At 40.3% G+C, this 11,921-nt stretch carries 11 protein-coding genes; 6 read left to right on the forward strand and 5 right to left on the reverse strand.

From position 1 onward, the window contains the following. Nucleotides 1-38: 38 nt before the first annotated feature. From KTI78_RS11060 to KTI78_RS11075, 4 genes are all read right to left on the reverse strand, one after another. Nucleotides 39-1,244, reverse strand: coding sequence for a 3-oxoadipyl-CoA thiolase (locus tag KTI78_RS11060; RefSeq protein ID WP_005069941.1), 1,206 nt, complete (start codon nucleotides 1,242-1,244; stop codon nucleotides 39-41). Nucleotides 1,245-1,258: 14 nt separating this feature from the next. Beyond that, entirely contained in the window at nucleotides 1,259-2,782 is a 1,524-nt protein-coding gene (locus KTI78_RS11065; protein ID WP_262446126.1) for a 3-hydroxyacyl-CoA dehydrogenase, read from the reverse strand. Between the two features lie 61 nt (nucleotides 2,783-2,843). Continuing rightward, entirely contained in the window at nucleotides 2,844-3,605 is a 762-nt protein-coding gene (locus KTI78_RS11070) for an SDR family oxidoreductase (RefSeq protein WP_262446127.1), read from the reverse strand. A 29-nt stretch (nucleotides 3,606-3,634) separates the two neighbouring features. Further along, the gene (locus KTI78_RS11075) at nucleotides 3,635-4,423 is read right to left on the reverse strand and encodes an enoyl-CoA hydratase (protein ID WP_262446128.1); all 789 of its coding nucleotides are present in this window, start codon (nucleotides 4,421-4,423) and stop codon (nucleotides 3,635-3,637) included. A gap of 311 nt (nucleotides 4,424-4,734) precedes the next feature. On the opposite strand from KTI78_RS11075, the gene KTI78_RS11080 reads away from it, so the two are divergent. From KTI78_RS11080 to KTI78_RS11105, 6 genes are read left to right on the forward strand one after another with little or no spacing between them, the layout of a single operon-like run. After that, on the forward strand, nucleotides 4,735-5,889 hold the full coding sequence (locus tag KTI78_RS11080) for an acyl-CoA dehydrogenase family protein (protein WP_004793088.1): 1,155 nt from the start codon (nucleotides 4,735-4,737) through the stop codon (nucleotides 5,887-5,889). Nucleotides 5,890-5,947: 58 nt separating this feature from the next. After that, nucleotides 5,948-7,231 carry an MFS transporter gene (locus tag KTI78_RS11085; protein ID WP_212749811.1) on the forward strand — a complete coding sequence of 428 codons (1,284 nt, stop codon included), beginning with the start codon at nucleotides 5,948-5,950 and terminating at the stop codon, nucleotides 7,229-7,231. 47 nt (nucleotides 7,232-7,278) lie between these two features. Continuing rightward, the gene (locus KTI78_RS11090; RefSeq protein ID WP_016141389.1) at nucleotides 7,279-7,947 is read left to right on the forward strand and encodes a 3-oxoacid CoA-transferase subunit A; all 669 of its coding nucleotides are present in this window, start codon (nucleotides 7,279-7,281) and stop codon (nucleotides 7,945-7,947) included. Then, on the forward strand, nucleotides 7,947-8,600 hold the full coding sequence (locus KTI78_RS11095) for a 3-oxoacid CoA-transferase subunit B (protein WP_224991644.1): 654 nt from the start codon (nucleotides 7,947-7,949) through the stop codon (nucleotides 8,598-8,600). Before KTI78_RS11090 ends, KTI78_RS11095 begins: the two co-directional genes overlap by 1 nt. Nucleotides 8,601-8,638: 38 nt before the next feature. Further along, nucleotides 8,639-9,955, forward strand: a complete 1,317-nt coding sequence (gene dcaP / locus KTI78_RS11100) for an outer membrane trimeric porin-like protein DcaP (protein WP_262446129.1) — start codon at nucleotides 8,639-8,641, stop codon at nucleotides 9,953-9,955. Nucleotides 9,956-9,973: 18 nt separating this feature from the next. After that, on the forward strand, nucleotides 9,974-11,191 hold the full coding sequence (locus KTI78_RS11105; RefSeq protein WP_262446130.1) for an MFS transporter: 1,218 nt from the start codon (nucleotides 9,974-9,976) through the stop codon (nucleotides 11,189-11,191). 20 nt (nucleotides 11,192-11,211) lie between these two features. Here the strand turns inward: KTI78_RS11105 and KTI78_RS11110 are convergent, their stop codons facing one another. Continuing rightward, a complete protein-coding gene (locus KTI78_RS11110; protein ID WP_079284144.1) occupies nucleotides 11,212-11,661 on the reverse strand; it encodes a PaaI family thioesterase in 450 nt (149 codons plus the stop codon). Nucleotides 11,662-11,921: the final 260 nt, after the last annotated feature.

Raw genomic sequence — 11,921 nt, forward strand, 5'->3', positions numbered from 1 at the left:
TCACTGCGCTGTTGTGATGAATGGATATCTGGTGCAGTTTATGAAACGTTTTCAATCACCATCGCAAGACCTTGACCTACACCAATACAGAGACTTACCACGGCATATTTCTTTTTACGGCGAATTAACTCGCGAGCTACTGTTAAGCTAAGACGAGCGCCAGATGCACCAAGTGGATGACCAACAGCAATCGCGCCACCGTTTGGATTTACACGTGGGTCATTAAAATCAACATTTAAGCCTTTTAAACAAGATAAAACTTGTGAAGCAAATGCTTCATTAATTTCAATAATATCCATGTCATCTAAAGTAAGACCAGCACGCGCAACGGCTTTTTTAATGGCTTCAATAGGGCCAGCACCCATAATACGCGGTTCAATACCCGCAGCCGCGGCTGATAAGATTTTTGCCATTGGTTTTAGGCCATATTTTTGACCCGCTGCTTCTGAACCAATCAAAAGTGCTGCTGCACCGTCATTAATCCCTGAGGCATTACCCGCAGTGACCACACCACCTTCAAATAGAGGTTTTAACTTTGTGAGTGCTTCAACAGTTGAGCTTGGGCGAGGGTGTTCATCTTCTGAAACGAGTTTAGGTGGCAATTTTTTGCCTTGAAAAACCTCAATTGGAGTAATTTCATCGGCAAAGAAACCTTCTTCTTTGGCTTTTTGATATTTGGCTTGTGATTGGGCTGCAAATAAGTCAGCTTGCTCGCGGCTAATACCAAAGTCGGCTGCGACGTTATCACCCGTTTCAGGCATTGAATGTCCGCCGTACTGAGCAATAATTTTTTTATTTGGAAAACGAGAGCCAATGGTGGTGTCATAAATTTTTGCATCACGGCTATAAGCACTTTCGGCTTTACCCATTACAAAAGGTGCGCGAGACATACTTTCTACACCACCTGCGATATAGAGCTCACCTTCACCACAAGTAATAGCGCGTGCTGAATCAATTACCGCACCTAAACCACTCGCACATAGGCGGTTTACCGTCTGGCCCGGTACAGTGACAGGTAAACCTGCAAGTAACAGGGCATTTCTCGCTACATTACGACTATCTTCACCCGCTTGGTTGGTGTCGCCTAAAATCACATCTTCAATATCCGCGCCCGGTACACCAGTTTTTTCAAGCAACTTTTGAATGACAGTTGCAGCTAAATCATCAGGACGAATTGAGGCAAGTTCACCTGCATGACGGCCAAATGGACTGCGTAAACCATCATAAATATATGCATTTAACATTGAGAAATTCCTTTTCAAGACTCGTGAGTAAAAGTAAGAGGTAAATGAAGTGCGACACGACGCTGTAACCACGGACTAGGGCGGTAACGCGGGTCATGCGTAAGCGCTGTTATACGGTTCAGAATGAGTAAGATTTTTTCGCTGCCGACTTGATCGCCCCATTCAATTGGTCCAAACGGATAACCTAAACCAAGACGCACCGCGGCATTAATGTCATCTACCGTGGCAACATTTTGCTGGGCAATATCACAGCCTAGATTAATCACCATCGCTAAAACACGCTGAGCAACAAAGCCAATACTTTCATTAATCATGCTGACCAGATTTCCATCTAAATTGAAAATAGAGTGAGCGGCTTGTCGGTATTCAGATTTAGTAATGAGTGAAGGCATCAAGGTGCGGTGCTTTGCAATGCCATAAAGCATGTCTATAGCAACGGCTTGTTCTGGGTTAATCCCTAAGCGGGTAGCCGCTTGGGTTGTGTCTTCACCGTAACAAGCGAGTAAACATAAACTATCTGTTTGAGGTTCGGGGTTGGTGTCTAGAGCAATATTTTGCTGAGTTAAATAATCTTCAAGCTGTTTTTTATCGTCTAAGAAATCTGCCGCAATCCAAACTTTTGGATATTGCGTTAAACGCTCTACAAACTTGGCAGGTTGTTCACCTGTTTTTGAACCCGTTTCATAGTTATAAAAACCTTGATTAACTTTACGTCCAAGTTGCTTTGCATCAAGCATTTGCTTGGTAAGTGGGTTTGGTTTGTAACGGGCTTCTTCATAGTACTGATGATAAATCGACTCCATCACAGGATGAGAAACATCAAGGCCTGTTAAATCGAGTAATTCAAATGGCCCCATTCTAAAACCAACGCCGTCACGTAAAATTCGGTCAATTTCACTGATATCACAGACGTTTTCATTTAAAATTTTAAGCGCTTCTGTTCCATAAGCTCGACCAGCGTGATTAATAATAAATCCAGGGGTGTCCTTCGCAACAACAGGGCGATGACCAAATGCACGAGACAGATCGTTTAAGGCATCAATAATAAGTGGGTCAGTTTTTAGACCACGAATGACTTCGACCACTTTCATGAGTGGAACGGGGTTAAAAAAGTGATAACCCACAACACGCTCAGGCTTTTTACAGTTTGCAGCAATGGCTGTAATAGAAAGAGAAGAAGTGTTTGAGGCTAAAATGGTATTTTCTGAAACAATATCTTCAAGCTGTTGCATCAAACTTTGTTTGATATCGAGGCGTTCAACAATTGCTTCTACAATAAGGTCGCAATTTTTTAAATCCTCAATTTGCTGAGCAACAATCAAATGGTTATTTGCCGCTGCTGCTTGCTCAGATGTAATTTTATTTTTGTCGACTAACTTTTGAAATGTGGCAGCTAGTTTTTCTTTAGCCTGTTCTGCTGCGCCTGCTTTGGCATCATATAAATAAGTAGTATGACCTGACTGCGCCGCAATTTGAGCAATACCACTGCCCATAATACCGACACCAATCACAGCCATGCTTTTAATATCATAAGTCATGTCGATCATCCTGATAATTAATCTATATTTGAAATTAAACGGAAAAATAGGGTGGGGTGATTTAGCTTAAGCATTGTTTATCACCATCAATGGGTAAGATTTGTCCTGAAATTGAGCGACCACTATCTGAGGCTATAAATAGGCATAAATCTGCAATATGCTTTGGATTTACAAAATATTTGAGCGACTGATTTTTCAGTGCGTTTTGAGTCACTTCTTCAAGTGAGGTATGCGCTACATCGGCACGGGCCTGTAATACACGTTGAACTCGATCACCATCTACTGCACCCGGAAGAATAGCGTTAACTCGAATATTGTCTGCACCGAGTTCCATAGAAAGCGTTTTGGTAAAACCAATCAGCCCCCATTTTGAAGTGGAATAAGCCAATCGGTATGGATAACCTAAGCGGCCGGCAATAGACGACATATTAATAATCACGCCTGCTTGTGCTTTTTTTAAATAGGGAATGGCTAACTGGGTAATTAAAAAAGTACTATTCAGGTTTAAATTAATCACCGTGTTCCAATCATCAAAACTTAGTTCATCTGCGGCAACAGTCGGGCCTGAGATGCCAGTGTTATTGACTAAAATATCAATACCGCCAAGTTTCTGAACTGCTTCATTAAACATGAGTTTAATTTGCTCATGATCAGCCAAATCACACGTATGTATATGCAGCTTAGGATAATCTTGTTGTAATTGTTCTAGGCTTTTAGCACTAATATCACAAACGAAAACTTCATCATGATTGTTTAAAAAGACTTCAGCAATGCATCGTCCAATCCCTGAACCACCTGCACTAATTAATACTTTTCTACTCATTTTCATTCCTTTGTTATTATCGTTTTAAGTTATTTACCTTGATAAGACGGTTTACGTTTTTCAATAAAAGCTTGAACGCCTTCATTTTTATCTTCGGTAGAAAACAGTAACTGGAATGATTTTCGTTCTAGAGTTAAGCCTGCATTTAATGGCACGTCTTCGCTCATGAGTGCAACTTCTTTAATTTGTTGCAGGGCAATAGGAGGCATTTTTGCGAGGCTCTGTGCCATTTGAATCGCGGTTGGAATGGTTTGGTCGTCTTCTGTGACTTGTGAAACAAGACCAATGATATAAGCTTCTTCGGCTTTCACCATAGCACCCGTCATAATCATGCGCATGGCATGAAATTTACCAACCGCACGGAATAAACGTTGTGTCCCACCAGCACCTGGCATTAAACCGACTTTAATTTCCGGTTGACCAAAGGTTGCGCCTTTACCTGCAATAATAATGTCAGCGTGCATTGCAAGTTCGCAGCCACCCCCTAATGCATAACCATTTACAGCAGCAATCACGGGTTTAGGGCACTGAGCAATCGCATTCCAATAACGTTCAGTGTGTCTTAATAACATTTCAGTTGAAGTTGCGGTTGCCATTTCTTTTAAATCAGCACCTGCCGCAAAGACTTCCTCACCACCTGTGAGCACAACTGCATTGATCTCATCGTTAAAACTTAATTCGGTAAAAGCTTGTGCTAATTGTTTGCGAACCTCTGTATTCAGTGCATTTTTTGCTTCAGGTCGGTTTATTTTTACAATCGCTATTTTTTGAATAGAAAAGTCGACTTCTACGAAATTATTCTCTGTTAATACACTCATTTTTGAATTCCTTGTTTCGCATATCAAAACTATATTCCTTTTATGATGCTTATTTTGGAATTTATTTCAAGTCTTATTTAGTCCATTAGAGCAATTAGGATTTATTAAATAAGCTAAGTATTTGATATTCCGTAATGGTGTTTTTTTAAATTTCGTTTAACGAAATTAATTTTCAAAAAAGCTTGAAATTTGTATTTTTGTTCTCGTACTATGAAACACATTCGCAGTAAACAAGATTTAAAACATGGTATCCAGACAAGCTGGAGATGGCTGATGGGTACGATGGAAATACATAAAAAGGGAGATCACAGATGATCCGTGATGAAGGGATGTTGGAGCAGTTACTTTCAACAATTCGAGATTTTGTAAAAAATGAATTGATCCCTCGTGAAAACGAAGTGGTAGAGAAAGACAAAATTCCGGATGACATTGTGCAGCAAATGCGTGAGCTTGGTTTATTCGGCCTCACAATTCCCGAAGAATATGGTGGCTTAGGTATCACCATGGAAGAGGAAGTCAGAGTTGCATTTGAACTTGGACAAACTTCACCGGCTTTTCGTTCTTTAATTGGTACCAATAACGGGATTGGCTCAAGTGCAATTTTGATTGATGGCACAGAAGAGCAAAAGCAAAAATATTTACCTCGTTACGCAAGTGGCGAAATTATTGGTTCATTTTGTTTAACCGAGCCTGAATCTGGTTCTGATGCGGCTTCTTTAAAAACCAGTGCCGTAAAAGATGGCGATTTTTATGTATTAAACGGTACCAAACGTTTTATTACCAATGCACCTCACGCTGCAACTTTCACCGTAATGGCGCGAACCAATCCTGAAATTAAAGGGTCAGGCGGTATTTCAGCTTTTTTAGTTGAGGCCAATACACCAGGTATTACATTGGGAAAAATTGACCAAAAAATGGGACAAAAAGGCTCACACACCTGTGATGTAATTTTTGATAACTGCCGTGTACCTGCTTCTGCATTGATTGGTGGGGTAGAGGGTGTCGGTTTTAAAACGGCCATGAAAGTGCTGGATAAAGGTCGCTTGCACATTGGTGCGTATAGTGTGGGTGTTGCTGAACGTATGCTAAACGACGCATTGCACTATGCGATTGAACGTAAGCAGTTTGGTCAGCCTATTGCAAACTTCCAGCTGATTCAAGCCATGCTTGCTGACTCAAAAGCCGAAATTTATGCGGCTAAATGTATGGTTTTAGATGCAGCCCGCCGCCGTGATAATGGTGAAAACATTAGTACGGAAGCATCTTGCGCAAAAATGTTTGCGACCGAAATGTGTGGCCGCGTTGCTGACCGCTGTGTACAGATTCACGGTGGCGCAGGCTATATCAGTGAATATGCCATTGAACGTTTTTATCGCGATGTCCGTTTGTTCCGTCTCTATGAAGGAACCACACAAGTTCAACAAATTATTATTGCCAAAAATATGATTAGGGAAGCTACAGCCTAATAAAAAATCAAATGCCATGAGGCATTGGATGCCTCATGTTCCTTCTGAGGATATGGATATGACAACAGAAACAGTTACGCAAAATACGGCTAGCAGTGAAGCTATCCAGACGCCAAAAAAAATTTGGATTACCGCATTTATATTCGCTTTTTTAACATTGTTGTGTGATGGGGCAGACTTAGGGTTTTTGGCATTAAGCCTGACCAGTCTTAAAACAGAATTTCATTTGACGGGGGTACAAGCTGGAACACTAGGTAGCTTAACGCTTTTTGGATCGGCTATAGGTGGTCTAATTGGTGGCTGGGCGTGTGACCGTTTTGGGCGAGTTCGCATCATTGTGTTCTTTATTGCTTATTCTTCAGTTTTAACCAGTGCACTGGGTTTTGCTGATTCTTATATGCAATTTGCAGTTTTAAGAACCTTTGGAGCGATGGGCTTAGGTGCGCTCTATATTGCTTGTAATATTTTAATGTCTGAAATGGTGCCAACCAAACATCGCTCAACTGTTCTGGCTACGCTCATGACAGGTTATACCTTGGGTTCTTTGCTAGCGACTTTATTAGCAGGACATATTATTCCTGAACATGGCTGGCGTTTCCTATATTGGATTGCGATTACTCCTGTAGTGTTGTCAATTTTGATGCACTTTTGTGTACCTGAACCAGAGTCTTGGAAAAAATCTCGTCAATTAAAAGCGTTAGAAGTCGCTCAAAGTAACCAGCCTAAAAAACGTCAAAATCCATATCTTGAAATTTTAAGAGATAAGAAACATGGCACCATGTTTGTTCTTTGGATAATTAGTACTGGTGCATTGCAGTTCGGTTATTACGGCGTAAGTAACTGGTTACCGGCTTACTTAGAGTCTGATCTTGGCATCAAGTTTAAAGAAATGGCCATGTATATGGTCGGTACTTTCCTGATTATGATGTTCGCCAAAGTGATTGCAGGAATTATTGCCGATAAATTAGGACGCCGTGCTGTATTCGCCTTCGGAACCATTGGGACTGCCTTATTTATTCCAGTTATTGTTTATTTAAATACACCAACCAACATTTTATGGATGATGCTGTTCTTCGGTTTCCTTTACGGTATTCCATACGCAATTAATGCCACTTATATGACTGAAAGCTTCCCAACTTCCATTCGTGGTTCGGCAGTGGGTGGTGCTTATAACATCGGCAAAGTACTTTCAATTTTCTCTCCATTAACAATTGGTTATCTATCACAACATGGTTCTATTGGCTTAGGGCTTTTAGTAATGGCTGCAGCTTATTTTATCTGCGGGGTAATTCCATTGTTATTTATTAAAGACCGACTATTTAACCCGCAAAAGGCAGAGTGACAGATCAATCTGTCACCTTAAATTAAGGATGAAAAGGGACAAGTGAGATGATAAATAAAATCACCAGTGACATTGAACCAATTTTAAAAGCGATTCCTGATGGAGCAACCATCATGACAGGCGGGTTCGGTGTGACGGGGCAACCTGCTGAATTAATTGAAGCCTTAATTGATTTAGGAAAAAAAGAACTCACCATTGTAAATAACAATGCGGCTTCTGGTGATCGTGGTTTAACTAAGCTCATTATTGCTGGCTGTGTTAAAAAAATGATTTGTTCATTTCCGAAATCTGCTGGGTCAACCGTTTTTCAAGACTTATATCGTGCGGGAAAAATTGAGTTAGAACTGGTTCCACAAGGTAATTTGGCATGTCGGATTCAGGCAGCGGGGGCTGGTTTAGGTGCTATTTTTACTCCGACTGGCTATGGCACCAAAGTCGCTGAGGGTAAAGAAACACGAACTATTAACGGTAAAAATTATGTACTTGAATATCCACTTGAAGCTGACTTTGCATTGATTTATGCCGATAAAGCCGACCGTTGGGGCAATTTAACTTACCGCAAAGCAGCCCGCAATTTTGGGCCAATTATGGCAAAAGCCTCTAAGACCACAATTGTTCAAGTGAATGATACCGTAGAGCTAGGAACTCTTGACCCAGAGTGCATTATTACACCGGGAATTTTTGTTCAGCACGTTGTAAAAGTAGGAGATATCTAATGTCAGTTCAAAAGCGTTCTCGTGAAGATATTGCCAAACTCATTGCTAATGACATTCCGGAAGGTTCTTATGTCAATTTAGGCATTGGCTTACCGACCAACGTTGCTAAATTTTTGCCAAAAGACAAAGAAATCTTTTTACATTCGGAAAATGGTGTCTTGGCTTTTGGTCCACCACCACAACCGGGTGAGGAAGATGAAGACTTAGTGAATGCCGGAAAAGAACTTGTCACTTTATTAGATGGTGGATGCTTTATGCATCATGGTGACTCGTTTGACATTATGCGTGGCGGTCATTTGGACATTTGTGTGATTGGGGCATTCCAAGTTGCGGTAAATGGAGACTTAGCAAACTGGCATACCGGTAAAGCAGATGATGTACCCGCAGTTGGCGGTGCTATGGATTTGGCAGTCGGTGCTAAAACAATTTATGTCTATATGGAACATGTCACCAAAAAAGGTGAGTCCAAAATTGTAAAAGAACTGAGCTATCCAATGACAGGTGAGCAGTGTGTAAATCGTATTTATACCGATTTATGCATTATTGAACTCAAAGACCAAAAAGCTTATGTCACGGAAATGGTGGAAGGCTTAAGTTTTGAAGAATTACAGGCAGTCACAGACTGTGAACTAATCGATGCACGTGTAGCCTAGATTACCCACGGAAAAAACGCTTCTTTAAGGATTAAAAGATGAAAAAATTAATTTTAGCTGCAGCTTGCGCTGCGGCTTCAGGGACTATTTTTGCAAATTCTTCAGATACAACAGAACAAAGAATTAATTTGCTAGAAACCGAGCTGCAAAAATTAAAAGCAGAACTTGCTGCTCAGAAACAAACTCAAAATAATTTACAGGTTAAACAGGTAAAGATCGAAGAGAATATCGAAAAAACTAAAGCAACGGTAACAGAGAAGCCCATTGCTCCCTCGTGGGTGACTTGGACGGATAATGTGAAGGTTTACGGTATTGCCCGTGTTGATGCAGCGGTCGATTTTAAATCATCACCTGACTCGGGCGGTAGAACGACCAGCAGTCTGTACCGAACACCTTTTGAAAGTGAAAAGCGTTCAAATCATGCGCGCTCTGATGCGATGATTAATGCAAGTCGAATTGGTGTTTATTTTAATAGCCCAAATAAAGCAGTTACAGGGAATATCGAAGCCGATTTCTTTGATAGCTCTAACATGGGAACAGGAGATGGTAAATTCCGTATCCGTCATGCTTTTTTCACCTATAAAGACTGGACTTTTGGTCAAACATGGTCACTCATGTCTAACATGGAAACTCGTACCGAAGCTGTCGATTACACTCAATTTGTAGGAACCTCTTATACACGTACTCCTCAAATACGCTATGACTGGAAAATTGATGCCAATAATGATTTAAAAGTAGCCTTGGAATATACAGGTTCGAGAGTCTCGGCATTTCCAACTTTAACGGGTCGCTATACCTTTAAACAAGGCCCTTTAACGGCCCTTGCTCAAGGCTTTATTAATGAAAAATCTACGGATGTCGCAACTGCTACGGTTAAGAAAGTAAGCTGGGGCGCTGGCGGCGGCTTAAAATATCAACTCACGCCACAACAATCGGTACAAGCAAATTATCAATATATTGTTGGCGATCAAAAATTTATGCCTTACACCACCCAAAGTGGCTTGGCAAATTCGGCAAGTTTAAATGCAGCGGGTGATTTTTCTTTAAATGAAGACAAAACAGAGTTGGTGATGAATAAGTTGAATAGCATCAATATTGGTTATTCATATAAATTCAACGAGCAATGGCGTGCAAACTTATCGGCTTCAATGTTTGATTATGATGACGACACGGCTTATGCCAAACTCAATCCAGATGCCAATAAACGCTTAACTGACTATGCCGCGAACGTCTTTTATTCACCGATTGAGCAAATGGATATTGGTATGGAATATCACCAAGGCAAACGAGAAGTATTTGATGGCAGAACCGCTGATGTATCACGCGTAAACTTTGTATCGATGTATAAATTTTAAAATGGGGCGTAATTAAAAATGGAAAAAATAGTTGAGCCCAATGCAGAAAATATACTGTCAAAAAGCTTTATTTTTATCATGGCAATGACATGTGGAATTTGTGCGGGTTCAAACTATTATAACCAGCCCTTAATCTATTCAATTGCTGAAGCATTAAGAGTTAATGCAGATCAAGTCGCTTTAACTATTGTGATTAGCCAACTGTCCTATGCAGTTGGCCTTTTTATATTGGTTCCCTTAGGCGACTTCTTTGAAAAGCGTAGTTATATTTGCTTGCTCATGTGTTGTACGGGCTTTGCACAAGTAGGGCTATCCTTAAGTCAAACTTTGCCAGCTTTATATGGCTTTACCTTTTTAGCTACGTTCTTTTCTATTGCGACTCAAGTTTTAGTCCCTTTTGCCGCAGGTTTAGCCAGCCCGAAAAAAAGTCCTCAAGTTGTAGGCACTCTCATGAGTGGTTTGTTCTTGGGAATATTATTGGCACGTTCTATTGCCGGTTTACTTTCTACAGTTTGGTCGTGGCATGCGGTTTATTTAATTAGCGGAATTACCATTTTGGTGTTTGCTTGGGTAATGTGGGTGAAGTTGCCAGTTGCGCGTAAGTCTCATCAACTTAATATTCTACAGATCTATTGTTCACTATTTTCATTAGCTGTTCATCAGCCTCATTTACTACGCCGTGGTTTGGCAGGGGGAATTGGCTTTGGTATTTTGGCTCTCATTTTTACCACCATGACTTTTATTTTGGCGAATGAGCCTTATCACTTTAACGATTTCCAGATTGGTTTATTTGGAATTGTTGGGTTAGCTGGTGTATTTGCGACCCCATGGGCAGGTAAGAAAATTGCAGCAGGACTTGAAAATAAAATTGCAGTGATTTGCATGGGGCTATTAATAAGTGCATGGATACCACTATTTTTTGCCCAGCAATCTTTGGTGGCCTATGCTGTTGGCGTGATTATGGCGTACTTTGGTTTGTCGGCATTTCATGTGCTTAACCAAAATCTGGTCTACCGAATTTCGGCCGAGGCGCGTTCTCGTATTAATTCAATTTATATGACCTTATATTTTGGTGGGGCTGCTTTAGGTTCTTTTATTGCGGTTTATGCATGGAAACACTGGGGATGGGAAGCGTGTGCTGCCTTAGGTTTAGCGATGGCAATGGTGAGTTTTATGATTGATCGCTTAGATTTTTATGAAATGAACAAGATTGCAAAGCAAGAAAAAGCTCCATAAACAGGAGCTTGGATATTTTATTATTTTCGAATAATCATTAAGGTTGCCGAGGCAAAGGCATACACTTTGCCATTTTCATCTACGATTTTTCCTTCGGTACTAATAATATTGCGGCCTGCGTTAATCAACTCGGCTGTCGCATAGTACGACGTATCAACTTGCATGGGACGGATCATTTTTACATTTAAATCAATAGTTCCATAGCCAACGCCATGTTCAAGTAATGTATGAGCTGCGCTGCCTGTTGCTGTATCTAAAGCGGTGGCGCAAAAGCCGCCGTGTACACCGCCTTGTATATTTCTATGTTCTTTGCGAGGAGTAACTTTATAAGTTGCTTTACCTTCGGAAACTTCAACGAGTTCCATCGGTATGGTGTGAGCCATAGGTGATGGAGAAACTTCACCATTTTTTAAAGCGGTTAAAAATTCGAGACCTGTGTATTTCGGGCTTTCCATAAATCGTCCTTGGATGATTAAGCAATCTAATTACCATACTATAAATTGAATTTTTACGGAATAAAATTTTGCTATACAAAATTTAAAATTATTCTTATAAACAATATTTATTAATTTATTTCTAATATTTTTACTTTAAAACATGAACTTACATTTTATACCTATATTTTGGTGACAATAATTTTATTAAATTAGTGAAAATATATTTTGCTATAAGAAATTTTTTGATATTTTGGTGAGATTGAAACAATAAAAGTTCATTTAAGGAAAAAACG

The sequence above is a fragment of the Acinetobacter sp. WU_MDCI_Abxe161 genome, from assembly GCF_025514355.1.
Taxonomy (GTDB): Bacteria; Pseudomonadota; Gammaproteobacteria; order Pseudomonadales; family Moraxellaceae; genus Acinetobacter; species Acinetobacter pittii_E.